The organism is Allobosea sp. Root670 (assembly GCF_001429415.1).
Classification (GTDB): domain Bacteria; phylum Pseudomonadota; class Alphaproteobacteria; order Rhizobiales; family Beijerinckiaceae; genus Allobosea; species Allobosea robiniae.
The window spans coordinates 594418-618640 of record NZ_LMJU01000017.1; the positions used below are offsets into that span (position 1 = coordinate 594418).

The 24223-nt window shown below is 67.1% G+C and carries 21 protein-coding genes; 9 read left to right on the plus strand and 12 right to left on the minus strand.

Annotated elements, in window-relative coordinates; genetic code table 11:
* Position 1 precedes the first annotated feature (1 nt).
* Positions 2–334 (plus strand): NIPSNAP family protein, encoded by a 333-nt coding sequence (locus tag ASE61_RS20860; protein WP_061970132.1) that lies wholly within the window; start codon positions 2–4, stop codon positions 332–334.
* 9 nt (positions 335–343) lie between these two features.
* Here the strand turns inward: ASE61_RS20860 and ASE61_RS20865 are convergent, their stop codons facing one another.
* Positions 344–1156 (minus strand): DUF3108 domain-containing protein, encoded by an 813-nt coding sequence (locus tag ASE61_RS20865; RefSeq protein WP_061970134.1) that lies wholly within the window; start codon positions 1154–1156, stop codon positions 344–346.
* A gap of 288 nt (positions 1157–1444) precedes the next feature.
* Here ASE61_RS20865 and rpmB point away from each other — a divergent pair, with 288 nt between their 5' ends.
* Complete coding sequence (rpmB, locus tag ASE61_RS20870; protein ID WP_061970136.1) at positions 1445–1732, plus strand: 50S ribosomal protein L28; 288 nt, start codon at positions 1445–1447, stop codon at positions 1730–1732.
* A 166-nt stretch (positions 1733–1898) separates the two neighbouring features.
* Here the strand turns inward: rpmB and ASE61_RS20875 are convergent, their stop codons facing one another.
* The 11 genes from ASE61_RS20875 to ASE61_RS20925 all read right to left on the minus strand — a co-directional run bounded on the left by ASE61_RS20875 (position 1899) and on the right by ASE61_RS20925 (position 14884).
* Positions 1899–2897 carry an esterase-like activity of phytase family protein gene (locus ASE61_RS20875; protein ID WP_061970137.1) on the minus strand — a complete coding sequence of 333 codons (999 nt, stop codon included), beginning with the start codon at positions 2895–2897 and terminating at the stop codon, positions 1899–1901.
* Positions 2897–4789, minus strand: coding sequence for a cobaltochelatase subunit CobT (gene cobT / locus ASE61_RS20880; RefSeq protein ID WP_061970139.1), 1893 nt, complete (start codon positions 4787–4789; stop codon positions 2897–2899). The genes ASE61_RS20875 and cobT overlap by 1 nt, the downstream gene beginning before the upstream one ends.
* Positions 4786–5202, minus strand: coding sequence for a GNAT family N-acetyltransferase (locus tag ASE61_RS20885; RefSeq protein ID WP_061970140.1), 417 nt, complete (start codon positions 5200–5202; stop codon positions 4786–4788). The genes cobT and ASE61_RS20885 overlap by 4 nt, the downstream gene beginning before the upstream one ends.
* Before the next feature lie 8 nt (positions 5203–5210).
* Positions 5211–5561 carry a GFA family protein gene (locus tag ASE61_RS20890; protein ID WP_061970142.1) on the minus strand — a complete coding sequence of 117 codons (351 nt, stop codon included), beginning with the start codon at positions 5559–5561 and terminating at the stop codon, positions 5211–5213.
* 16 nt (positions 5562–5577) lie between these two features.
* Positions 5578–6561 carry a cobaltochelatase subunit CobS gene (gene cobS, locus ASE61_RS20895; RefSeq protein WP_170843377.1) on the minus strand — a complete coding sequence of 328 codons (984 nt, stop codon included), beginning with the start codon at positions 6559–6561 and terminating at the stop codon, positions 5578–5580.
* A 152-nt stretch (positions 6562–6713) separates the two neighbouring features.
* The gene (locus tag ASE61_RS20900; RefSeq protein ID WP_061970145.1) at positions 6714–7874 is read right to left on the minus strand and encodes a glycosyltransferase family protein; all 1161 of its coding nucleotides are present in this window, start codon (positions 7872–7874) and stop codon (positions 6714–6716) included.
* Complete coding sequence (locus ASE61_RS20905; RefSeq protein ID WP_061970147.1) at positions 7871–9121, minus strand: glycosyltransferase; 1251 nt, start codon at positions 9119–9121, stop codon at positions 7871–7873. Before ASE61_RS20905 ends, ASE61_RS20900 begins: the two co-directional genes overlap by 4 nt.
* Positions 9118–9780, minus strand: coding sequence for a hypothetical protein (locus tag ASE61_RS20910; protein WP_061970149.1), 663 nt, complete (start codon positions 9778–9780; stop codon positions 9118–9120). Before ASE61_RS20910 ends, ASE61_RS20905 begins: the two co-directional genes overlap by 4 nt.
* 76 nt (positions 9781–9856) lie before the next feature.
* Entirely contained in the window at positions 9857–11665 is a 1809-nt protein-coding gene (locus ASE61_RS20915; RefSeq protein WP_061970150.1) for an adenylate/guanylate cyclase domain-containing protein, read from the minus strand.
* Positions 11666–11681: 16 nt separating this feature from the next.
* On the minus strand, positions 11682–12131 hold the full coding sequence (locus ASE61_RS20920; RefSeq protein ID WP_061970152.1) for a Crp/Fnr family transcriptional regulator: 450 nt from the start codon (positions 12129–12131) through the stop codon (positions 11682–11684).
* A complete protein-coding gene (locus ASE61_RS20925; protein WP_061970154.1) occupies positions 12128–14884 on the minus strand; it encodes an ABC transporter ATP-binding protein/permease in 2757 nt (918 codons plus the stop codon). Before ASE61_RS20925 ends, ASE61_RS20920 begins: the two co-directional genes overlap by 4 nt.
* Before the next feature lie 184 nt (positions 14885–15068).
* On the opposite strand from ASE61_RS20925, the gene ASE61_RS20930 reads away from it, so the two are divergent.
* The 7 genes from ASE61_RS20930 to ASE61_RS20960 are packed head-to-tail and all read left to right on the plus strand — an operon-like array spanning position 15069 to position 24099.
* On the plus strand, positions 15069–16094 hold the full coding sequence (locus ASE61_RS20930; RefSeq protein WP_082617609.1) for a polysaccharide lyase: 1026 nt from the start codon (positions 15069–15071) through the stop codon (positions 16092–16094).
* A gap of 26 nt (positions 16095–16120) precedes the next feature.
* Complete coding sequence (locus ASE61_RS20935) at positions 16121–17998, plus strand: ABC transporter ATP-binding protein (protein ID WP_061970156.1); 1878 nt, start codon at positions 16121–16123, stop codon at positions 17996–17998.
* The gene (locus tag ASE61_RS20940) at positions 17995–19950 is read left to right on the plus strand and encodes an ABC transporter substrate-binding protein (protein WP_061970157.1); all 1956 of its coding nucleotides are present in this window, start codon (positions 17995–17997) and stop codon (positions 19948–19950) included. Before ASE61_RS20935 ends, ASE61_RS20940 begins: the two co-directional genes overlap by 4 nt.
* Positions 19951–19956: 6 nt before the next feature.
* A complete protein-coding gene (locus ASE61_RS20945) occupies positions 19957–20955 on the plus strand; it encodes an ABC transporter permease (RefSeq protein WP_061970320.1) in 999 nt (332 codons plus the stop codon).
* Positions 20952–22139: an ABC transporter permease gene (locus tag ASE61_RS20950; RefSeq protein ID WP_061970159.1), complete on the plus strand. Its 1188-nt coding sequence runs from the start codon at positions 20952–20954 to the stop codon at positions 22137–22139. Before ASE61_RS20945 ends, ASE61_RS20950 begins: the two co-directional genes overlap by 4 nt.
* Before the next feature lie 26 nt (positions 22140–22165).
* A complete protein-coding gene (locus ASE61_RS20955) occupies positions 22166–23305 on the plus strand; it encodes a glycosyltransferase family 4 protein (RefSeq protein ID WP_061970161.1) in 1140 nt (379 codons plus the stop codon).
* Positions 23302–24099 carry a polysaccharide deacetylase family protein gene (locus ASE61_RS20960; protein WP_061970163.1) on the plus strand — a complete coding sequence of 266 codons (798 nt, stop codon included), beginning with the start codon at positions 23302–23304 and terminating at the stop codon, positions 24097–24099. The genes ASE61_RS20955 and ASE61_RS20960 overlap by 4 nt, the downstream gene beginning before the upstream one ends.
* Positions 24100–24223 lie beyond the last annotated feature (124 nt).

The following is a 24223-nucleotide window of genomic DNA, read 5'->3' on the forward strand; positions in this document are numbered from 1 at the left end:
CATGGTCACCTGCTATCTGCGCTATGTCGTCGATCCGCATAAGCTCGAAGCCTTCGAGGCCTATGGCAAGCTCTGGATCCGGCTGGTCGAAAAGTTCGGCGGCAAGCACCACGGCTATTTCATGCCGTCGGAAGGCGTGTCGAACGTCGCGCTGGCGATGTTCAGCTTTCCCTCGCTCGCTGCTTATGAGGACTACCGCAAGCGCTCCTTCGCCGATCCCGAATGCCAGGCAGCCTTCGCGATGAACGAGAAGGAGCGTTTCATCATCAGTTATGAGCGCTCGTTCTTCCGGCCGGTCTTCGAGGACGATCAGGGCGTCAAGCGCGCACCCTGAGGCCCGGCCTCAATTCCGCGCAGCGCTGGCGGTCACGCCGGGATCGACCTTGAATCTGGAAGCCTCGATCACGGCCGTGCCGATCATCGTCTTCACGGAGATGCGCACCGGCACCATCACATCGGTGCCAGCAATCGGCGCGAGCCAGGCCGAGATGTCCCGGTTCTCGGCCATGAACTTGGTGCTGGGCCTGAGCGCGCGGTGGCCGGCGATCGGGACGAAGCGCGCCTGGCAGATCGAGACCGGGCCGCTATAGCCTTCGAGCTTGACGTTGCGGGTGCCGGCGCTCGACAGCTTGATGTCGTAGCGCGCCGCGCCGTCGAAGATCGGCAGCGTGCGGTTGCAGGCGGCGTCCTTGCCCTTGCCGGTGACCGGCATCAGGAAGGCGCTGAGGGGATCGACGATATTGCGCTTGTGACTCTCGTTGAGCGGCACGCGATCGGGCTTCTCGTCGATCGGCGGCTCGATATCGATGCCGGCGACGGTGCCCTCGGCAAGCGCCATGCGGACGGTCCGGCTCTCGCTGGAATTGGCGGAGCTCACAGCGAAGGTCTTCGGCGCAAGCCTGCCGCCGACGAGGGCGCCTGTCGCCGCGCCCGAGCCGCGCCCGCCGGTGACGCCACCGGCGATTCCCGTGAGCTTGGCAGTGATGTCGAGCTTGTAGCCGGAGTTGTCGATACCGCCGCTGAGGCTCGCCGTGCCCAGGGTGATTCCCAGGAGCGAGACGTCGTAGCGCGCGTCGAGCGAGGCTGCATCGGCACTCACGCCCAGACAGGCGGCGAGGACGAGGCCTGCAAGGGTCGATGCGGCGGCGGACTTCATCCACTGTCTCCGGAACGGCGCGATCCTGTGCGGAATGCACTCTGAATCAGCCCGAATCGTGGCCGGCTTCCCCTTGTGGCGAAGCAACGACCGATTGAAGCATCGGACCCCGATCTTTACACCCCGTTAACGCTGAAGGCCATGTGAACGGCGAACGGAGTTTTCCTTGACGCAGGCCGCGCCCTTGGCTATGGAACCGCGACTTCAATTTGACTTCCGGTGCTCGCCGGCACGTCACGTGTCGGTTTTTTTGTTTGAGCGCCCCCCGGGAACGTAAGGAACGATATCATGGCCCGCCGTTGCGAACTGACCGGGAAAGCCACCCAGAGCGGCCATCTCGTGAGCCACTCGAACCGCAAGACGAAGACCGTCTTCCGTCCGAACCTCGTGAACGTCACGCTGCAGTCGGACGCGCTCGGCCGTTCGGTGCGCCTGCGGATTTCGGCCAACGCCCTGCGTTCGGTCGAGCACCGCGGCGGCCTCGACGCCTTCCTGATCAAGGCTTCGGCCGGCGACCTCTCGACGGGCGCTGCCACGCTGAAGCGCGACCTCGAGAAGAAGCTCGCCGCCAACTGAGCGGTTTGCCCTTCCGGGTTTGAATGAAGCGGCCGCAAGGCCGCTTTTTTCGTTTGAGCTGAGCTCAACCGTCATGCTCGCCCTTGTGGCGAGCATCCATGTCTTGAACACGGCTTTCGAACAGCGAAGACGTGGATGGTCGGGACAAGCCCGACCATGACGCTGTCTACGAAAGCAGCTCGAATTCCAGCAGCAGCGTGCGCTGGAGGAACGAGAAATTGTCGTCCGAGATCAGGGTGAGGATCGCCCGCCCGCCCTCCAGATGGACGGACAAGCCCTCCATATTATCGATCTCGAAGCCGAGATCGGCCTCGATCAGGCGCGGTCCGTCCAGCAACGCACCCGGCCGGATGTCGCGCCCGGCGATTCGCCTGATCCGCATGCCGACGCCGCGCAGCGGCTGGTACCAGCGCTCCAGCACCAGCATGTCGCCCGAAGGCAGGAAGGCGAGATCGGTGATGTCGTAGCCGTCATGCCGGGCGAGCTTGAACAGGCCCGGCTGAGGGCCGCCAAGGATGGCACCGAGCGTCGGCTCGTCCTCCTTGCCCGAACGCTCGGCGATGGCGATGAGAGCGCCCTTCAGCGGCCCCACAGGCATGACGCCGATCGCCTCCAGCCCGCGATTACGCGGCAGGCGCTTGAATTCACGCGGCACCGGCACGGGCCGTGCACGCGCCTCGACGCCATCACGCGCCCAGTCGAAGCGGGCGATCTCGTGCTTGCGCTCGATCCCGACGTAAGCCGTACCCTCGTGGATGCAGAGGCTCTCGGTGTCGAAGAGACCGGAGCGGGTCAGCGGCCGGCCGGAGGCGCCGAGAATCGCCGCCATCTCGGCCTCTTCGAGCCCGGCGAGCTTGCCGCCACTGGAGGCGACCTTCGCCGTCAGCCAGTAGCCGCGATCCGTGATCCCGACGAGATCGCGCCCGCCATTCAGTCGCGCCAGCCCCGAAAATCCACCGAAGCGCGGATGGCCGGACGAGAGCACGAGCCCGCTGCGGAATTGCAGCGCGCCGAAGCGGCGCTGCTCCGGCCGGCGCGGCTCGAAAGCCGCGATCGGCCGGGCCGAGACCCCGACGGGGAAGCGGGTCTGCTCGATCGCCTGCGCGGCGGCGGGCAGCGCGAACGCGCCGAGCCCTGCCAGCGCGGCGCGGCGCGTGAGACGCATCAATGCCCGCGGCGCTTGGAGCCGGACCCGGCAGGCCCGTCCTCTTCGAACAGCTCGGCGAGCTTCTCGGTCATCACCCCGCCCAGCTCCTCGGCATCGACGATGGTGACGGCGCGGCGATAATAGCGCGTCACGTCATGGCCGATGCCGATGGCGATGAGCTCGACCGGCGAGCGCGTCTCGATCTCGGCGATGACATGGCGCAGATGCCGCTCGAGATAATTGCCGGCATTGACCGAGAGGGTGGAATCGTCGACCGGCGCGCCGTCCGAGATCACCATCAGGATCTTGCGCTGCTCGGAGCGGCCGAGCAGGCGCTTATGCGCCCAATCCAGCGCCTCGCCGTCGATATTCTCCTTGAGCAATCCCTCGCGCATCATCAGCCCGAGATTCTTCCGTGCCCGACGCCAGGGCGCATCCGCCGCCTTGTAGATGATGTGTCGGAGATCGTTCAGGCGGCCGGGATTGGCCGGCTTGCCTGATTGCAGCCAGGCCTCGCGCGACAGCCCGCCCTTCCAGGCGCGCGTGGTGAAGCCGAGCAATTCGACCTTGACGCCGCAGCGCTCCAGCGTCCGCGCCAGGATGTCGGCGCAGGTCGCCGCCACCGTGATCGGTCGGCCGCGCATCGAACCGGAATTGTCGATCAGCAGGGTGACGACCGTGTCGCGGAAATTCGTGTCCGATTCCTGCCGGAAGGAGAGCGGCTGGAACGGATCGAGGATGATCCGCGGCAGGCGCGCCGGGTCGAGCGCGCCCTCCTCCAGGTCGAACTGCCAGGTGCGGTTCTGCTGTGCCATCAGGCGCCGCTGCAGGCGGTTGGCGAGGCGCGCGACCACGCCCTGGAGATGGGCGAGCTGCTTGTCGAGATAGGCGCGCAGGCGCGTCAGTTCCTCGGCGTCGCAGAGTTCCTCGGCCGTGACGACCTCGTCGAATTTCTGGGTATAGGCCTTGTAATCGGTCTGCGGGCGCTCGTTGCCGCGGCTCTCGCGCGGACGCGGGGCCTCGCCGGCCTCCTCGGATTCGGAAGCTTCGTCCTCCTCGTCCCAGTCACCGGCCGGCGCGTCGGTCGCCTCGGAGGCACCTTCCTGCAGTTCCTCGGTCGCGTCCTCGGAGACCTCGACCTCGGAACGATCGGCGCCGCTCTCCTGCTCGGATTCGCCTTCCTGCTGCTGCTGGTCTTCGGAGGACTGGTCCTGGTTGTCCTCGTCCTCGTCGGATTCGTCGCCCTGCGCGGTCTGCTCGGCCATGTCGAGCGCCGCCAGCATGTCGCGCACCGTGCGGGCGAAGCCGCGCTGGTCCTCGATCGTCTTGGTGAGCCGGTCGAGATCCGCGCCGGCCTTGGCCTCGATCTGCTCGCGCCAGAGCTCGACGACCTTCTCGGCCGCCTTGGGCGGCTTGAGGCCCGTCAGGCGCTCGCGCACCATCAGCGCCAACGCATCCTCCAGCGGGGCGTCGGCCCGGTCGGTGACCTCCTCGTAGCGCCCGCCGCGGTGGTAGCGGTCCTCCAGCATCGCGGTGATGTTGCCGGCCATGCCGGACATCCGCCGCGCGCCGATCGATTCGACGCGCGCCTGTTCGACGGCGTCGAACACGGCACGGGCCGCATCGCCCTCCGGCGCCGTGCGGCGGTGGATCGCGGCATCATGGCAGGCGAGGCGCAGCGCCATCGAATCGGCATGGCCGCGCAGGATCGCGACATCGCCGGGGCTGAGCTTGCGCGGCGGCTCGGGCAGGCGCGCCCGCTCGCCGACGAGCGAGGGCTTGTCGGCCGCGAAGACGATTTCCATCTCCGGCTTGCGTGCGATCGCCTTCATCGCGCCCGAGATCGCCCGCTTCAGCGGCTCGGCCGGGGCTTCCTTCGGCGTTCCTGGCTTGCGGTTCGAGATACTCATAGCGCCTTCGTGAAATGATGCAGCGTTTGACCGGCCACCGGATAGTCCTCCATCCGGCCGCATTCGCGATAACCGAGCCGGGGATAAAACCCCGGCGCCTGGATGCTCATCGTCGAGAGATAGACGCCGCGCGCGCCGTAATCCCTCGCCCGCTGCTCGGCCTCGGCCATGATGGCCGCGCCCCGGCCCGTGCCGCGCTGGCTCTCGTCGATCCAGAACAGATCGACATGCAGCCATTCCCATTTCAGCTCGCCGACGAGCCCGCCGAGGATCGTGCCGTCCGCATCGCGCAGGCTGATCGTCAATGGCGTGCCGTTGCGCGGGCCGACCCTGACCTGGTTATGGGCGCTGAGGCCGCGCAGCACCGCGGCACGCGTCTCGTCCTGCTCGGGCTCGACCGTGATCGCGACCACAACCCCTCCTAGCGCGAACGCCCGTCATAGGCGGTCGGCGACAGTTCGGTCGGCTCGACGCCAGCGAGGCAACGCACATTGACCGCGACCATCGGCGTGCCGTCGGGCCCATTCGCCTTGGCGAAGGATTCGATGCCGCAGGTCTCGCAGAACAGATGCTGGATCTTCTGCGTGTTGAAGCGGTACTCGGTCAGCGCATCCTCGCCCTTGGTGAGCGTGAAGGCGCTGGCGGGCGAGAACGCGAGGATCGAGCCGCGGCGCTGGCAGTAGGAACAATTGCAGGTAAGGGTCTGTCCGAGATCGGCTTCGACCTCATAGGCGACCCGCCCGCAGTGACAGCTTCCCTGATACTGCGCCATGGCTCGTGTCCTCCCGTTAGCTGAGCACCACGTTCGCGGCGCTTTCCGGCAGTTCCTTGCCGAAGGAGCGCTGGAAGAACTCGGCCACCAGCGTCCGCTCCATCTCGTCGCACTTGTTCAGGAAGGTGACGCGGAAAGCGAAGCCGATATCGCCGAAGATCGCCGCGTTCTCGGCCCAGGTGATGACCGTACGCGGGCTCATCACGGTCGAGAGATCGCCGTTCATGAAGGCGTTGCGGGTGAGATCGGCGACGCGGACCATCTTGTTGATGACATCCTTGCCGTCCGGCGTGCCCTGGTAATGCTTCGACTTCGCCAGGACGATCGCGACCTCGTTGTCATGCGGCAGGTAGTTCAGCGTGGTGACGATCGACCAGCGGTCCATCTGGCCCTGGTTGATCTGCTGGGTGCCATGATAGAGGCCGGACGTGTCGCCGAGGCCGACCGTGTTGGCGGTGGCGAACAGGCGGAAGGCGCCGTGCGGGCGGATGACGCGCTTCTGGTCGAGCAGCGTCAGCTTGCCGGACTGCTCCAGCACGCGCTGGATCACGAACATCACGTCGGGGCGGCCGGCATCGTATTCGTCGAAGACCAGCGCGATGTTGTTCTGCAGCGCCCAGGGCAGGATGCCGTCCTGGAACTCGGTGATCTGCTTGCCTTCCTTCAGCACGATCGCGTCCTTGCCGACGAGGTCGAGGCGCGAGACGTGGCTGTCGAGGTTGACGCGGACGCAGGGCCAGTTGAGGCGGGCAGCGACCTGCTCGATATGGGTCGACTTGCCGGTGCCGTGATAGCCCGAGATCATGACGCGGCGGTTATGCGCGAAGCCGGCGAGGATCGCGATCGTGGTGTCGCGGTCGAATCGGTAATCCGGGTCGAAGTCCGGCACGTGCGGATCGGCTGCGGAGAAGGCCGGCACCTCGAGATCGGAATCGATCCCGAAGGTCTCGCGCACCGACAGCTTGATGTCGGGCAGGCCGGGCGCAGTCGTCGTCGTCATCATCTTGTCTCCAGGCAAAGGGCCATGACCGGAATTCGCCGGTTAACCCAGAGCCGACCGAGAAGGGAGGCGGATCGTCCCTCATTAGAGCGAAAGACCGGAGGCGGCAATTCGCAAAGCTGCACCCCGGCCCTCGCAAAGGGCATGCCGGCTCAGTGTCGAGCGCGGCCGGCAATCCCGGCGAGAAGCTCCTTCACGATCGCGGCCGAGCGGGCTGCGCCGTCCCGGTCGATCAGCAGGGCCGGGGGCAGGGCTCCCATGGCCTCACCGACGGCATCCGCCAGAGCCACCGCATCCCCGACGAAATCCCCGGACAGACGGAAGCATCGCGCCAGCCCCGCCCGCTCCATCGCCTCGGCCCTGACCGTCTGCTCGGTCTCGTTGCCGGCATCGAAGGGCACGACGATCGCCGGCCGCCCGGCCGCGACGAGATCGAGCACGGTGTTGTAGCCGGCCTGGCTGATCGAGACCGCGCAGCCGGCAAGGAGAGCGGGAAAGTCCGGCCGAGCCCGCTCGATCACGACTTTCTCGGGAGCCTCCGTCGCAAGCAGCGCGAGATCGGTATCCGCCATGCCACGCCCGGCCAAAAGCCGCCAACGACGTCCTGAGCGGTCGAGGCGCGCCGCAGCGACTGCGCTAGCGAAAAGCGGCAGGGCCGCGGCCGAGCCGCCGCCGGAGACGATGACCTCGCTGTTCTCCAGCGCGATGCCGGCAGGCCGATCATCGGCGAGATAACCGGTATAGCGCAGCTTGGCCGCCAGCCCCTCGCCCACCGGCCACGACCGGTCGAGCGGCAGGAAACCGGCATCGCCATGGACCAGGACCGCATCGAACATCCCAGCGATCCGATCCTCCGCCTCGGCGATTCGGTCCGGCCTCGGCGTCACCAGAACGTCGCGCACCGAGGAGAGCACGAGCGTCTCGGGCCGTGCCGACTTCGCTACGGCGATCAGCGCGAGGAACTCGGCGGCCAGTTGCCGTCGCCCGAAGGGGAAATGCTCGACGATCACGACATCCGGCCGCAACCGCGCCGCCAGCTCTTCAAGCATGGCGACGCGGGTGGTCCTTCGCTCCGGGTCGATCGGCTGCCCGTTCTCATCGAGCAGCGTGCGGAAATCCGTGCCTTCGGTCCTGATCGGCGGCAATTGCACGAAGGCGAAGGGTTCATCCTCCATGGCGCGCAACGGCATCCCGCCGCTGGCGAGCGTGACGGAAAGCCCGCCCTGCACCAATGCTCGCGCGAGATTCGCGGCCCGGACCAGATGGCCGCTGCCGAGCAGATGCGTCACCGCGATCAGGACGGAAGCGCTCATGCCCCTTCGCCCGCCGAGCGCTTCAGCATCGTCGCGACCCGATCGAGCCCCGCCTGAGCAGAAAAGGCTCCCGTCAGCCGCGCATAGGCCGCCTCGCCCAGCGTGGCGCGCTTCTCAGGCGCCTTCGCCAGATCATTCAACGCAGCAGCGAGCGCCGCGACATCGCCCGGCGGCACCAGCAGGCCCTCGACGCTATCACGCACGAATTCCGGGATTCCCGCGAAATCCGTCGCGACGATCGGCAGGCCCTGGCTCGCGGCCTCCATCACCACATTGGGCAGGCCGTCGCGGTCGCCATCGCCAGCCTCCTTGGAAGGCAGCACGAAAAGGTCGGCCGCCCGCAAAGCCGCGATGACCTCATCCTGCGCCTTCGGCCCGGCCCAGACGATCCGGTCGTCGAGCCCGAGCGCCTGCGCCTGCGCCTGCAAGGCCTTCAGCCTCTCCCCGCCGCCGATATGCGTCAGGCGCCAGTGCAGCGTGCGGGGCAGCTTGGCCAGCGCGTCCAGAAGGTCGTCAAAGCCCTTCTTCGCCACCGCGCGCCCGATGGTGACGAAGCGCACGGGATCGTTCGCGTCCGAGCCGTCCCGTGCCGAGCGCGATCCCGGCGCCGGAAAGCGCGCGAGATCGAGCCCGTGATAGACCAGCGCAACCTTGTCCGGCCGGTCGGAGAGGCGCTCCAGCTCGCGATGCCCATCGCGGGTGCAGGTGACACCCCAGGCGGCAGAGGCGATCTTCTCGCGCTTTTCCCAGTCTTCCGTCGTCCAGATATCCTTGGCATGGGCCGAGAACGACCATGTCAGGCCGCCGAGCAAGGCGGCATAGCGGATCACGGAAGCCGGCGTGTGCAGGTAATGCACATGCAGGTGCCGGATATCATCGGGCAGTTCGCGCGCCATCACGCAGGCCTGCCCGAAGCGGCGCCAGCGATTGCGCGTCCGGTCGCGCGCGAGGTCGCGCAGGAAGACCGGCAGCAGTCGCAGCAAACCCGGCCTCAGCAGGGCCGCCAGCATGCCGCGCGCCACGCGAACCGGCTCGTCATGCAGATATTCCGGCAGATAGCGCACCGGCGCCGTGATCTGATGGTGCATCAGATGCTTCGCCGCATCGGTCGGATGGCGCAGCGACCAGATTTCGAAGGGGAGGCTGCGCTGCTGCAAGCCGAGCAATTCCTGCGCGATGAAGGTTTCCGACAGGCGCGGATAGCCCTTCATCGCCACCGCGATGCGCGGCGCCTTGCCCGCTGTCATCGCCGCCCGATCAGCATGAAGCGCGTATAGTTCTTCGTCGGCCGGGCGCCGGCAAACCAGACCTCGGACAGCCCCGCCTGCTCGCGGAAGGCATCAAGCGAAGGCACGCAGCTGCGGTGGTCCGGCTCGCGGAAGTAGTCGTTGGACTGGAGCACGAGCGGCAGGCCCTTGGGCAAGGTCGCGAGCCAGCCCGGCACATCATCGAGATGCTCGCAGCTCGTGTTGATGACGAGGCCCGGCGCCGGCGACTGGGCCGCGAAATCCATTGCCATCATGTCCGCAGTCATCGCCCGGAACCGCCCCGCCTGAACATGGCGATGGTTCAGGATCTCCGCGATCGGCGCGCAGGTCGGATCGATGTCGAGGCTGACGATCCCGGGAATCGCAAGCCCTTCATCGTCGAGCAGCAGCGCGCCGAGCACGCCGTACCAGGCGCCGAGCACCCAGACCGGTCCCGCGGGCTTGGGGTAAGTCTCGGCCAGCGCCTCGACCAGCCACTGCTTCGAGGCGATCTGCTTGTGGTTGCAGGCGATCGACAGATCGGGCGGCGCGCCCTTGCCATAGAGCCGCGCGATATCGCCGACGACGCGGTTGCCCGAGAGCGCTGCCATGCCGCGCAGCAGATCGTGAAAAGCCTCTTGAGGCGGTTCGGGCGTCATGGGTCGATCGTCATCCGGAGAAGGCGGCGGACCATAGACATGCGCGCCCGCAAAAAACCAGCCGCCCGCGCAAGGATCAGCCCTTTTCGCCGGTCTCGCCCTGCTCCTGCACCACTTCTGCCGATGTGGTCGCCTCGCCGCCGGCCACCACGGGAACCGGCACCGCCACGTCCTCGCGCTTGCGGCGGGCGATTTCCGGCGCGCTGGCGAAGCCATAGGCGGTCAAAGGCTTCTCGCGCCCCTTGATCGCGATCTTCAGCGTCGTCGTGCCGGCATAGCTGCGCCCGCTCGCCCGGATCGTGTCCTCGGAGACCACGACATCGGCGAGCACACGCCGAGTCGCCGATTCGAGCTGGCTCGCGACCATCACGGTCTCGCCGACCGTAATCTCGCGCCGGCCGAGATTGTCGTTCTCGACCGCGCCGGTGATGGCGTCGCCGGTATGGATGCCGATGCCGATCCGCAGCGGCAAAGGCAGCGCCGCACCGTATTCCCGGTTGAGCGCATCGACCGCGCGCACGATGTCGCCGGCAGCCGCGATCGCGGCCTGTGCCCCGCGTGCCGGCGGGCCTTCGAGACCGAACACCGCCATGAAGCCGTCGCCATAGAAGGCGTCGATGCGCCCCTCATGCGCCGTGATCGCCTGCCCCATCTCGTCGAAGAAACGGTTGAGCAGGCCGATCAGCTCGCGCGGCAATTGCCGTTCGGAGAGAGCGGAGAACGCCCTGAGATCGGCCACCACCACGGTCAGGCCGCGCTTGCCCGCGGCATCGTCGATCTCGAACGGGCGCGCCGCGCCGGCATTCAATCGCGACGCCAGCAGGATCTGCACCTGAAGATCGTCGCGCGGCCTGATCTGGCAGGCGAGCCGGACACCGTCCGGCGCCGAGATCCGCCGCAGCAGCTTGGCCTCGTTCGGACCCGGCTTCGGCAGCTTGTCGTTGCCGTCCATCACCAGCACGCGGCAGGTGGCGCAGCGCGCCCGCCCGCCGCAGAGCGCGGCATGGGGAATGCCGAAGCGCCGGAACATCTCGAGCACGGTCGGCCCCGGCGCCAGCCTGCGCGTGCCGTGGCCGACGAAGCGCACCGTGATCTGGCGCGTCGTGCGGACCCTGATCTCGCGAATGCCGATGAACAGCAGGAAGGAAGCGACAAGGCCGTAGAAGGCGCCTTTGCCCCACATCACGTCGCGGGCGAACATCGCGGCCTGCGCGTCGCTGACCAGCTCGGCCGGCATCGCCATCTGCTCGGCCTCCCGCGCTCCGACGGAGAAGCCGATGATGGCCAGGAGCGGGACCAGGATCGCCGCCAGCAGGAACGGGTCGCGCCAGTGGCGATAGCTGTCGCGGGCGCGCAGCATGAAATGGATGCCGATGATGCCATGCGTCCAGACCAGCAGCAGCAGCAGCGACTGCGTCAGCGCCAGCCCCGGCCAGAGCCGGCGCAGGACCGAGCGGTAGCTCTCGTCGACGCCGAAATAGATGCCCATCACCCGCGTGCTGATGATGTGGTCGACCAGCAGCAGCGGAATGGCGAGGCCGAGCGCGATCTGCAGCATTTCGCGCAGAGGCATCTTGAAGGTGCGCCGCTGCACCACCCTGAGCAGCGCGAAGACCGGGTGGACGATCAGCGCGCCATAGAGCGCGGCCGTCCCGGCCCAGGAATGCCAGAAGCCATAGCGCCAGTCCTGGACCTTCTCCATGGCGCCGACACCGAGGATGCCGACGGCATGGTTCAGGAAATGGGTCGTGGCGAAAACAAGCAGGATCAGCCCGGAGACGAACCGGATGTCCCGACTCCAGGACGAGACCTGGTCCATGCTCGCACCCATGCCGCCGCGGGTTGCGCCCGTGCGGTTCGTGCCTGCGGCTTGCGGCCGGTTCATGCGATGATGGACCTCGTCAAACGGTTTCGTGCTCGCGCAGCAGGACGGAGGCAAGCCTGTGGACCCGGCCGGCCAGATCCCGGCAGACGGCGAGGCTGAATTCCGGCACCGTCTGGAGCAGCTCGAAGAACAGGTCCTTCGGAATCCGCAGCGCCAGCACCCGCGACTTCGCGCTGATGGTGGCGATGAAGGGCTGGCCGCTCAGCAGGGACACGTCGCCGGTGATGCTGCCGGTGTCCTTGACGAAGCGCCGCTCCTCGCCGCTCTCGCTTGGTTGCAGGATTTCGACCTCGCCTTCCAGGATCACGTAGACGCCCTCGAGCTTCTCCTGCGGGCTGATCAGGACAGCACCGGGCTCGAATTGCAGCCGCTCGCCCATCAGCGCGACGAGCTTGAGCCGCGATGCCGGCATGTCCTGGAACAGCGGCAGGCAACGCAGGCAGCCGATATCGGTTTCCAGACTCATGATCGCGCCTCCATTCGCCCAGTGTTCTCGCGCCCAGTGTCCTCGCGCCCGGTGCTTTCGAGGCGCGACGCCCGATCATTGGCCGCATCGGGCCTGCCCGGCGCCTCGACCGTGCCCGTCGCTCCGTGGAACAGCACCCGCAGCGGGACCTCTCCCGCAAGGTTAGCATCTCCGACCAGAAGAAACAGCGTCATGCCCGCGCAATAGCTGTGCAGCCGGGCGACGATCTCCCGCGGCTCGTCCGAAATCGCGAGCAGAGAGGATATGTCGAGCACCGCGATCTGCGGCGCCTTGACCAGCGCCTGGACCAGCGGCACGGCCTGTCGCAGCCGGACCGGCAGGAAACGCCCGCGGATGCCGCTCTCGGTATCGAGGCCGAGCCGGTAGAGCGCCTCGCCCAGCCCTGAGCGGGCGAGCGCCTGCAGCACGATCTCGCCGACCTTGCGGGCGGCATCGGGCACGCCGTAGCCGATGCGCCCGAACATCAGGTTGTCGCGCACGCTGGCGCCGACCATCACCTTGTCGGGATCGTAGAAATCGACATCCTCGACCGCATCCGCCGGCAGATGCTTGCGGAAGCTTTCCCGCGCCCGCAGGATGCGTCGCTCGAGGCGCGCATCGATCAAGTTCAGCCTGTGCTTGGGCTCGATATAGCCGAGCGCCAGCGCGACGAGATCGCGCTCGGTCTCCTGGTCGAGCGGGTTGCGCATGTCGTGCTTGGCCAGCAGCGCGGCGAGCTCGTTCAGGCGCTCGAACTCGAAATTCGCGCCGAAGGAATAGCGCTCGAACAGCGCATGACCTTGCGGCAGGCCAGCGAAGATTTCGACCACCGTCGCGACGATGCGCGCGCCCATCTCGGCCAGCGGCTCGACCAGCGCCTCCGCTTTCAGGATCGACTGGGCATAGGGCTCGAACAGCAGGGTCGTGCTGTCGAAGCGCGTGCTGGTCCGCGTGCCGAAGATCAGGTTCTCGACGATCGGGGCGTTGCGGTTGTAGCGGTCGAGCACGAAGGGCTCGATCAGGTCGCCCTGCTTGATCCGTGTCAGCTCGGCCGCGACCACGCGTCGGGCCGCGATGATGCGCTCGATCGCCTGCTCGCTGACCGGGCGCATCACCTTGCCGCCAAGCCCGAGCTCGTAGACCTCCTGCGTGCAGCCGAAGACGTCGAGCAATTCGTGGATGCGCGCCGCGAGTTCGGCGGTGTCGGTGACGCCGACCCCGGCATAGTCGGTCCAGTCCGCCTCGAACGGGAAGGGCGAATTGCCCGAGCGGATCGCCTCGACGAAGCGGTGATGCTCCGGTGCGGAGACCGCGCCGCCGGCCTTGAGGTCCGGGCGCCGGCGCCGCAGCGGCAGCAGGATGTTGTCGCGCATCGAGCCGGCGATGAGCTCGGGTTCGTCGCCGGAATAGCCGATGATGTGGCTCGCCCGCTCGACCGACATCCCCGCCAGCGGTTCGCCGTCGATCAGCACACGGCCGGTATAGCTCGTCGCCTGCCGGCCGAGGATCCGGCCGAGCACGTCCTTGCCGCCGCCCGGCGGGCCGATAACCGCCACCAGGCCCGGCCGCGCCAGGCTGAACGAGAGCGGCGTCAGCAGCGGCTGGCCGCGATTGTCCAGCATCTGCACGGATTCGAGCCGGATCTCGCCCTTTTCCGGCAGGGCCGCGACGCCGTCCTCCTCGTCGAGGACGAGCGTCTCGTCGCTGTTGAACTGCGAGATCACCTGATCGTACTTGATCGTCACGTCGTTGCGCTGCTGGTCCCAGTCGATCAGCTCCTTGATCGGCGGCGGCAGGTCGCGATAGGCGGCGATCACCGCGACCAGCTGGCCGATATCGAGCCGCCCCTGCAGGGCGAAGAAGCCGCCGATCGAGTAGAAGAAGAAGGGCGTGATCTGGGCCAGCAGGTTGTTGAGGAACTTGACCGCGAATTTCCGCTTGTAGAGCGCATAGCGGATGTCGAAGAGCCGCCCGAGCCGCCCGGCGATGTCGGACTGGACATAGGCCGTCGCGCCATGGCCCTGGATCATCGGCCCGGCATCGACGATCTCGCCGATCCGGCCTGCGAGCTGGCGCGAGGCGATCTGGCGCTCGCGGCCGAGCCTGAGCTGCTCGCGCCTGAGAATCGGGATGATGATCGCCTGCACCAGCACGATCAGCAGCGCGATCGAGCCCAGCCAGAAGCTCTGCGCCATGATGAAGATCAGCGCCGTCAGCGCCTGGCTGAGCAGGAAGACAGGCTGGATGAAGGCATCGCCGACGAAGCCGCCGACGGGCTCGACCTCGTCCTTGATCATGCTGGCGATCTCGGCCGGCTTGACCGCGCGGATCTCCTCCGGCCGGAAGCGCATCAGCTGGCTGAACAGATCGTAGCGCATGCGCCTGAGCATGCGCTCGCCGAGGATGCCCTTGCGCACGTTGATGACGTATTTGAAGGCGCCGTTGATCAGGACCAGCAGCAGGAAATAGGTGCTGAGGCCGACGAGCAGGCCATACTGGCCGACCTGGATGCCCTCCGACAGCCTGTAGCTCGCCCCACCCAGCCAGGACGGCAGGTGCAGGGTGAAATCCATCAGCGTCGCGGTGGTCTTGCCGTCCTTGAAGGCGCCGCCCTGGATCGCATCGTTGACGATGCGCTTGGGCACGTCGAAGGAGGCCCAGTTGAACGGGATCGAGACAAGGATGATCAGCAGGACGACGATCTGCTCGGCCCGGCTCTTCTGCCAGATATAACGGAAGAGATTGGACTCCAAAGGGCAACCCTGTACCGAAGCGCTCGCGGCGCGGTCCCGACCGGGTCCGGCGGGCCCGAAGCGACCATATGTGGTGAGGTTGCGGCCGAGTGCAATGCGCGCCACGCTGTGGCCATGCCGGCATTGCAGAGCGAAGGCGGCATCCATCGTCGGGGGTAGCGTGAAAAGGACAGTTGCGTCGGGAATGCTGTGCTGCGCGGCCGCGATCGGTCTCGTCGGCCTATTCGTCGTCTCGGCCCGAGCCGACCCCGCCCAGCGCATCCTGCACGACGGCTTCGAACAGGGCGGTTTCGCCCCCGAAGGCGGGCTATTCTACAAGGACAATCCCGAGCAGCGCTCCGGCCGCGCGATTTTCGGAGATGCCGCGCCCTATAGCGGCGCGGGCGGCCTGACCCTGATCGCGACGCCGTCCTGTCTTCCGCGCGCCATCGGCTGCAGCGAGCGGGCCGAGGTCTGGGAGCGCCCGGAGGTGCTCGTCCCCTTCCGCAGCGCGGTCTGGTACGGCTTTGCGCTGCGCCTCAACGATCCGCTCGCCCAGGACGATCGCAGATATGTGATCGCCCAGTGGAAGCGCGAGATCCTGCCCGAGGCCGTCGGCGACTATTCACCCTTCCTGGCGCTGCGCCTTTATCGCGGCCGCCTCGGCATCACCGTCGAGACCGACCTGATCCCCTCCTACCCGATCGGCGGCAGCGAGCGCCCCGAGGGTTGCCTGCCGGGCGAGGCCCTCGTGATCAGCCGCACCGAAGCGCAGCAGACCCGTGCGCTGGTCGCCATGGAAAGCGGCACGACCACGGAGAACTACCCGAGCTATTTCAATGCCTGCGCACCCGGAATCCGGGTCAAGCATCATGCCGACTTGCCCTCGGCGCAGCAGGGTTGGATCGATTTCGTCGTCCGCTCCAAGCCCGGCCCCGACGGCGACGGCCATATCGAGATCATCGCCGACGGCGTCCATATCGCGACCGTCACAGGCCATATCGGCCATAGCGGCCCGGGGCTCGACGACAACCAGTATTTCAAGATGGGCCCCTATCGCGCCCCGGCCCCGCTGCCCTGGAGCATCAGCTACGACGACTTCCGGCGCGGTCCCCGTTGCAGCGATGTCATCCGCATCGGGCAATGCCCGCCGGAACCGCAAGCGTCGAAAGCGATTGGCAAGTTGCCGCTTTCGACGTCTAGTGACGTCAGGAAAGGTGAAGGGCCCTAGGCCCCAGGGGCACATCGTTTCGGACTATGGACATCCTGCGCATCAGCGACCTGCGTATCGGCTTCACGATCCACGGCCTGGCCCGTGACGTCGTGAAGGGCGTCAGCCTGCGCGTCCCCGCGGGCAAGACCGTCGCGCTCGTCGGCGAATCCGGCTCCGGCAAATCGGTGATCTCCCAGGCCATCATGGGTCTCCTGCCACGCGCCGGCGGGATCACCGGCGGCGAGATCCTGTTCCGCGACCCGCAGGCCCCCGAGACCGTCGTCGACATCGCGACGCTGCCCGCCGAAGGCAAGGGCATCCGGGCGCTGCGCGGCGGGCGGATCGGCATGATCTTCCAGGAGCCGATGTCCTCGCTCTCGCCGGTCCATACCATCGGCAACCAGATCGAGGAGGCGCTGCTCCTGCACCGACCGATGCCGAAGCCTGAGGCGCGCGAACTGATCGAAGCGATGCTGAAGCGTGTCGGCTTCAAGAACCCGAAGCGCGCCTTCGGCCTCTATTCCTTCGAGCTCTCGGGCGGGCTGCGCCAGCGCGCCATGCTCGCCATGGCGCTGATCTGCCAGCCAGCCCTGCTGATCGCCGACGAGCCGACGACCGCGCTCGACGTCACCATCCAGGCCCAGGTGCTCGACCTGATGCGCGATCTCCAGGCCGAGATGGGCATGGCGATCCTGCTCATCACCCATGATCTCGGCGTCGTCGCCAACATGGCCGACGAGGTGGTGGTGATCTTCCACGGCGAGATCATGGAGCGCGGCACGGTCGAGGATATCTTCCGCCGCCCCCGCCACCCCTATCTCAGGGCCCTGCTCGACGCCTCCCCGCATTTCGACATGCAGGACGGCGAGCGGCTGGTCGCCCTCAGGGAAGCCCGCCCGCGCCCGGCCGTCGCCGCGCCGCCACCGAAACCCGCGGCAGACGCCGCCCCCCTCCTCAGCGTCCGCGGCCTGCACAAGACCTATGTCACGGGCTCGCGCAGCTTCTTCGGCAAGGGCAACCAGACCAGCGTCAAGGCCGTCAACGATGTCGGCTTCGACATCAGGCGTGGCGAATGCCTCGGCCTCGTCGGCGAGAGCGGCTGCGGCAAGACCACGGTCAGCAAGATCATCATGCGCGCCGTCACGCCCGATTCCGGCGAAGTGATCTTCGACGATGGGCGCGAGCGGGTCGACGTGCTCGGCCTAGAGGGCGAGGACCTCCGCAAGTTCCGCCCGCGCGTCCAGATGATCTTCCAGGACCCGGTCTCGTCGCTGTCACCGCGCATGACCGTGATGAACATCCTGCGCGAGCCGCTGGTCATCCATGGCCGCGGCGATCAGGCCGGGCAGGACGAACGGGTGCGGACCCTGATGCAGGATGTCGGGCTCGATATGCGGTTCCTCAACCGCTATCCGCATTCCTTCTCCGGCGGTCAGCGCCAGCGCATCGGCATTGCCCGCGCCCTCGCGCTCGACCCGGACCTGATCATCTGCGACGAACCGGTCTCAGCGCTCGACGTCTCCGTGCAGGCGCAAATCCTCAACCTACTCAAGGACCTGCAGGCCGAGCGCGGCCTGACCTTCCTGTTCATCTCGCATAATCTCGCCGTGGTGAACTACATGGCGGACCGGATCGCGGTGATGGCCAATGGCCGGATCGTCGAGCTGGCGCCGCGCCACGCGCTCTTCGACCGCCCCGCCCATCCTTACACGAGGGCGCTGCTGCGCTCCGTGCCCTTCGCCGATCTCGACCGCAGGCTCGACTTCAAGCTGGCCGCGCCCGGCGGCGCCTCCGACGACAGCCATTGGGACAAGGCCTTCAAGGCAGGGCCCGACGAGGGCACCCTGACGCATCTGCCGCTCGGCGACGGCCATTTCGTACTCGCGCGGCCCAATGCCGATATGCGGGAGCTGGTGCCATGACGCGCCGTGCCCCGCACCCGACCCGCCGCACTGCATTGCTACTCGGCTCCGCCGCTCTCGCGGGAGCCGCCCTGCCGCGCCGCGCGCAGGCCGCGCCGTTCTCGGGCACTGCGATCGACAGCCCGTTCTTCGCGGACCAGGTCGCCGCCGGCACCCTGCCACCGGTCGCTGCGCGCCTGCCGGCCAATCCACGCATCATCGATCTGGCGACACTCGGCCGGCAGCCCGGCCGCCATGGCGGCAATATCCGCATGCTGATGGGCGACCAGCGCGACATCCGCATGATGACGCTCTACGGCTACACCCGCCTGATGGTCTATGACGACGATCTGGAGCTTGTGCCGGACCTGCTCGAGAGCTGCGAGGTCGAGGATGGCCGCATCTTCACGCTCAAGCTGCGCCAGGGCCATCGCTGGTCGGATGGCTCGCCCTTCACCACCGAGGATTTCCGCTACTGGTGGGAGGATATCGCCAACAACAAGCGGCTTTCGCCGGGCGGCCCGCCCCAGGCCCTGTTCTCGGCCAATGAACCGCCGCGCTTCGAGATCCTGAGCGAGACGGAAGTCCGCTACAGCTGGAAGACGCCGAACCCGATCTTCCTGCCGGCGCTGGCGGGCGCGCAGCCGACCTACATCTTCATGGCCTCCGGCTATCTCAAGCAGTTCCACGAGCGCCACGCCCCGAAGCACGAACTGGCCAAGCGGGTGAAGGAGCACCATGTCCGCGACTGGGGCGCGCTGCACGAGCGGCTCTCGCGCATGTACCGGCCGGAGAACCCGAAGCTGCCGACGCTGGAGCCCTGGCGCAATACCACGCCCCTGCCGGCCGAGCAGTTCGTCTTCGAGCGCAACCCCTATTTCCACCGCATCGACAGGAACGGTCGCCAGCTCCCCTATACCGACCAGGTGACGCTGACGATCGGCACAAGCTCGCTCATCCCGGCCAAGGCCGCGGCCGGCGAGTCCGACCTCCAGGCCCGCTATATCCGCTTCGACAACTACACCTTCCTGAAGGAAGCCTCGAAGCGGATGAATTTCGACGTCAGGCTCTGGAAGCGGGCGGAAGGCGCCTATTTCGCCCTGCTCCCCAACCTGAACGCCATCGATCCAGTCTGGCGCGACCTCAACCGCGATGTCCGCTATCGCCGGGCGATCTCGGTCGCGATCAACCGCAAGGACGTCAACAAGGTCATCTTCTTCGGGCTGGCGCGCGAGAGCGGCAACACCGCCCTGCCCGAAAGCCCGCTCTACGACGCCAAGCTCGCCGCGCTCTGGACGCAGCACGACCCCGCGCTCGCCAACCGCCTGCTCGACGAGATCGGCCTGACCAAACGCGACGACGACGGCATCCGCCTGCTCCCGGACGGGCGCCGGCTGGAGTTCACCATCGAGACCGCCGGCGAGAACACCGAGGAAACCGACATACTCGACCTGCTCAAGCAGGATTTCTTCGATGTCGGCATGAAGATCTATCCCCGCTCGACCCAGCGCGACGTCTTCCGCCGCCGCATCCTCGCCGGCCAGACGGTGATGTCGGCCTGGGCCGGCATGGACAATGCTCTGGTCACCTCGGACATGGAGCCGGATGCCTTGGCGCCGACCTCTTCCGCCCAGTTCCAGTGGCCGCGCTGGGGCCAGTTCGTCGAGAACAGCGGCCGCGAAGGCGAACGGCCGGCCCTGGCGGAGGTCAACGAGCTCGTGCGGCTCTACGAGGAATGGCGCGTCAGCTCGACCCGCGACCAGCGCCGCGCCATCTGGCACAAGATGCTGGCGATCAATGCCGAGCAGCTCTTCAGCATCGGCGTGATCAACAGCACGCTGCAGCCGATCGTCGTCTCCAGGGACCTGCGCAACGTGCCCGAGAAAGGTCTCTACAGCTTCGAGCCCGGCGCCTTCATCGGCCGCTACATGCCCGACACTTTCTGGTTCGACCGAGCCGAGACCAAGGCCTGACGCGTGCTGATCCGCTACATCCTCAAGCGCATCCTGCTCATGATCCCGACGCTGATCGTCACCAGCGCGCTGATCTTCACCGTCATCAACCTGCCTGAAGGCGATTATTTCGAGACGCTCGCCGCCGAGATGCAGGCCCAGGGCGAGAAGGCGGACATGAGCCGCATCGAGTTCCTGAAGAAGGAATATGGCTTCGACAAGCCCCCGCTGGAACGTTACGTCCGCTGGGTCGCTGGCCTCATCCAGGGCGACATGGGCTATTCCTTCGAATACCAGCGCCCGGTGCGCGAGATCGTCGGCGACCGCCTGCTGCTGACCATGATCGTGTCCTTCGCCACCATCATCTTCACCTGGATCGTCGCCTTCCCGATCGGCATCTACTCGGCGACGCACCAGTACAGCTGGGGCGATTACGGCCTTACCTTCCTCGGCCTCGTCGGGCTTGCCGTGCCGCATTTCCTGCTGGCGCTGGTCTTCATGTATTTCGCCAATATCTGGTTCGGCACCTCGATCGGCGGCCTCGTCGATCCCGCCTATCTCAACCAGCCGATGAGCTGGGCCAAGCTCAAATCGGTGCTGGAGCATCTCTGGATTCCCGTCATCATCATCGGTGCGGGCGGCACCGCCGGCATGATCCGGGCGCTGCGCGCCAACCTGCTCGACGAGTTGCAGAAGCAATATTACGTCACGGCCCGCGCCAAGGGACTGCCGCCCGGCAAGGCGCTGCGGAAATACCCCTTACGGATGTCGCTCAACTTCTTCATCTCGGATATCGGCGACATCCTGCCCTCGATCGTCTCGGGCGCCGAGGTCGTCGCGATCGTGCTCTCGCTGCAGACCACCGGCCCCCTCCTGATCCGCGCCCTGCAGAGCCAGGACATGTATCTCGCCGGCTCCTTCCTGATGTTCCTCTCCTTCCTGACCGTGATCGGCGTGCTGATCTCGGATATCGCGCTCGCCATCCTGGATCCGCGCATCCGCCTCCAGGGAGCCGCGACCAAGTGAAGGCGACGACGCTCAACCATCTTCCGCCGGACGGCGCGGCCCTGCCGCACGAGGTCTCGACGGCACCGTTCGAACCCTATGCCACCGAGGCGATGACGCCGGAGCAGGAGCGGGTCTACCTCGCCTCGCAATGGCAATTGATGTGGTGGAAGTTCCGCAAGCACAAGCTCGCGGTCATCTCCGCCGTGGTGATCTTCGTGATCTACGCCATGGCGGCCTTCGCCGAGTTCCTCGCGCCCTATCACTACACGACGCGCAACACGGACTTCATCCGGGCGCCCAGCCAGAGCATCCACCTCTTCCACGAAGGCAGCTTCATCGGCCCCTTCGTCTACCCCTATGCGATGCGCCTCAACATGGAGAACCTGAAGCGCGAATACGAGGTCGACAGGACGCGCCCGCAGAAGCTGCGCTTCTTCTGCAAAGGCGACGACTACGACTTCTGGGGACTGATCCCCGGCAACCGGCACCTCGTCTGCCCGCCCGAGGGCGGCACCTTCTTCCTGCTCGGCTCCGACCGGCTCGGCCGCGACATGCTCTCGCGCATCCTCTATGGCGGGCGCATCTCGCTCTCGATCGGCCTGCTCGGCGTCTCCGTCTCCTTCGTGCTCGGCGTCATCATCGGCGGCATCGCCGGCTATTATGGCGGCCGGATCGATCTGGTCGTCCAGCGCATCATCGAGATCGTGCAGTCGTTGCCGCATATCCCGCTCTGGCTGGCGCTGGCCTCGATCCTGCCGCCGACCTGGAGCCCGCTGCTGGTTTATTTCGGCATCACGGTGATCCTCGGCCTGATGGACTGGACCGGGCTTGCCCGCTCCGTGCGCTCGAAGCTGCTCTCGCTGCGCGAGGAGGATTATGTCGTCGCCGCCCAGCTCATGGGCGCGAAGCCGCGCCGCATCATCGCGCTCCATCTGGTGCCCGGCTTCATGAGCCATCTCATCGCCTCGGCGACGATCACGATCCCGAAGACCATCCTCGGCGAAACCGCCCTCTCCTTCCTCGGCCTCGGCCTCAGGCCGCCGATCACGAGCTGGGGCGTGATGCTCAACGAGGCCCAGAACATCAATGTGGTGGCGCTCTATCCCTGGCTGCTCTATCCGGTCGTGCCCGTGATCGTGATCATCCTCGCCTTCAACTTCCTCGGCGACGGCCTGCGCGACGCGGCCGACCCCTATCGCTGACAGCATCACCGACCTCGAAGACGATCTTGCGCATCGCGTTCCACACCCCGCTCAATCCGGTCGGTGACGGCGGCGTCTCCGGCGACCGCCGCATGGCCCGCCAGCTCGTCGCCGCGCTCGAAAGCCTCGGCCATCTCGTCGAGCCTGTCGCAGCGCCGAAGACCTATTTTCGCGAACCGGACCCGGCGCGCTTTATCAGCGTCGTCACCGACGCGGCCCGCCTGCGCGATGCCCTGCTCGCCGGATACCAAGCCGGCCGGCCACGCCCCGATCTCTGGTTCACCTATCACAACTACTATCGCTCGCCGGACCTCCTCGGGCCGGATATCGCGACAGCGCTCGACATCCCTTATGTCACCGCCGAATCGAGCGATTCCGCCCGGCGCGCCACCGGCGAATGGGCCGCGCATACGGCGGCTGTCCGGCAGGGGCTGGCCGCCGGCGACGTCCATTTCTACTTCACCGACCGCGACCGGCAGGGGCTCGAACCCTGGCGGAACGCGGGTACGTCCCTGCTCGCACTGCCCCCCTTCGTCGCGACCCCTCTCGAGCAGCCCCGGCCCGCCATTTCATCGGGCCCGCCACGCCTCGTCACCATTGCGATGATGCGAGAGGGTGCCAAGCTGCAGAGCTACCTCACCCTCGCCCGCGTCCTCGACCGCTGCCGGGGCGAAGACTGGACGCTGAGCATCATCGGCGACGGTCCCCACCGTGCCGAAGTCGAATCCGCCTTTGCCGGTCTCCCCGCTGGCCGCATCACCTGGCACGGCCAGCTCGACCGCGACGCCACCCAGGCCGAGCTCGCCCGGCACGATATCTTCGTCTGGCCCGGCATCGGCGAGGCTTATGGGCTGGTCTATCTCGAGGCCCAGGCGGCAGGGTTGCCAGTCGTCGCCTTCGACAGCGGCGGCGTCGGCGAGACGGTCTTGGTCGGCGAGACTGCCCTGCTCGCCCCCGAATTTGACGAGGAAGCCCTGGCCGTTGCGCTGATCAGCTTGCTGCGCGACGGAGCGCAGCGCGAAGCCATGGGGGCTGCCGCGCGCCGTTTCATATCGGCCGAACGCACGACGAAACGCGCCGCCGAAAGGCTGGCGGAAGGCCTGGCGCTCGCCATGCGGAATCGCCGCGCCAAGCTATCATCCCCAACGGAGAGAACTGCGCCGTGAATGTCTCCCCCTGGCAGGCGCTCGCCCTCGAACTCGACCACTGGAGTGCATCCGGCCGAAAGATCGGCCTCTGGTTGCGCGACGACGACACCGTGGCGCCAAGCCCGGCACTCGACCGTCTTTCGGATCTGGCCGAGCGCTTCGCGGCACCGATCCTGCTCGCGGTCATCCCCCTGCTGGCCGAGCCTGCGCTGGCGCCGGCGCTGCGCGGCAGGCCGTTGCTGCGGCCTTGCCAGCACGGCGCTTCCCACCTGAACCACGCACCTGCCGGCAGCAAGAAATCGGAGTTCGGCACCGATCGCGAGGCCGCCGATGTCGATGCCGATATCGCGCGGGGCCAGCAGCGCCTGCGCGATCTCCTCGGCGACGCCGTCCTGCCGGTCTTCGTGCCACCCTGGAACCGCATCGCCCAGGGCCATGCCGCGCGCCTCGGCGCGCTCGGCTTTGCCGGTCTCTCCTGCTTTCGCGGGTATCGCCTGGGGTCGGACGGTGGGCCGCGCCTGCTCAACACCCATGTCGACGTCATGGACTGGCATGGCGGCCGCGTCGGGCGCCCGGCCGCGGACATCCTGGGCGAACTCGTCGCTCTACTGGCACAGCGGCGGCGGAACGAGGCCGGCGACATCGAGCTGGGCCTGCTGCTGCACCATCGCGACCACGACGAGACCGCCTGGTCAGTCTTATCCGACATTCTGGCCGCGACCGCCGTTCACCCGGCGGTCCGCACGATCGATCCCGGCCAGTTCGTCACACCGCCCGAAGACGCTGCGAGCGGCGTCGCCGGCTTACGATGACGTGATCTGCTGCCGTTGGATATCCCAACGGAACAGGTGCTGGACGGGCTTGGATCGTCCCCAACGACCGGTTATAATCGCTCCATAGTTCCAACTGCGTTCGTCCTCGCCAAGAGGTCGTCTG

What these genes read in the sequence shown, in the direction of transcription:
- ASE61_RS20860 (WP_061970132.1), top strand. Translation starts at nt 2, where the DNA reads ATGGTCACCTGCTATCTGCGCTATGTCGTCGATCCGCATAAGCTCGAA.
- ASE61_RS20865 (WP_061970134.1), bottom strand. Translation starts at nt 1,156, where the DNA reads ATGAAGTCCGCCGCCGCATCGACCCTTGCAGGCCTCGTCCTCGCCGCC.
- rpmB (WP_061970136.1), top strand. Translation starts at nt 1,445, where the DNA reads ATGGCCCGCCGTTGCGAACTGACCGGGAAAGCCACCCAGAGCGGCCAT.
- ASE61_RS20875 (WP_061970137.1), bottom strand. Translation starts at nt 2,897, where the DNA reads ATGCGTCTCACGCGCCGCGCCGCGCTGGCAGGGCTCGGCGCGTTCGCG.
- cobT (WP_061970139.1), bottom strand. Translation starts at nt 4,789, where the DNA reads ATGAGTATCTCGAACCGCAAGCCAGGAACGCCGAAGGAAGCCCCGGCC.
- ASE61_RS20890 (WP_061970142.1), bottom strand. Translation starts at nt 5,561, where the DNA reads ATGGCGCAGTATCAGGGAAGCTGTCACTGCGGGCGGGTCGCCTATGAG.
- cobS (WP_170843377.1), bottom strand. Translation starts at nt 6,561, where the DNA reads ATGACGACGACGACTGCGCCCGGCCTGCCCGACATCAAGCTGTCGGTG.
- ASE61_RS20900 (WP_061970145.1), bottom strand. Translation starts at nt 7,874, where the DNA reads ATGAGCGCTTCCGTCCTGATCGCGGTGACGCATCTGCTCGGCAGCGGC.
- ASE61_RS20905 (WP_061970147.1), bottom strand. Translation starts at nt 9,121, where the DNA reads ATGACAGCGGGCAAGGCGCCGCGCATCGCGGTGGCGATGAAGGGCTAT.
- ASE61_RS20910 (WP_061970149.1), bottom strand. Translation starts at nt 9,780, where the DNA reads ATGACGCCCGAACCGCCTCAAGAGGCTTTTCACGATCTGCTGCGCGGC.
- ASE61_RS20915 (WP_061970150.1), bottom strand. Translation starts at nt 11,665, where the DNA reads ATGAACCGGCCGCAAGCCGCAGGCACGAACCGCACGGGCGCAACCCGC.
- ASE61_RS20920 (WP_061970152.1), bottom strand. Translation starts at nt 12,131, where the DNA reads ATGAGTCTGGAAACCGATATCGGCTGCCTGCGTTGCCTGCCGCTGTTC.
- ASE61_RS20930 (WP_082617609.1), top strand. Translation starts at nt 15,069, where the DNA reads ATGCTGTGCTGCGCGGCCGCGATCGGTCTCGTCGGCCTATTCGTCGTC.
- ASE61_RS20935 (WP_061970156.1), top strand. Translation starts at nt 16,121, where the DNA reads ATGGACATCCTGCGCATCAGCGACCTGCGTATCGGCTTCACGATCCAC.
- ASE61_RS20940 (WP_061970157.1), top strand. Translation starts at nt 17,995, where the DNA reads ATGACGCGCCGTGCCCCGCACCCGACCCGCCGCACTGCATTGCTACTC.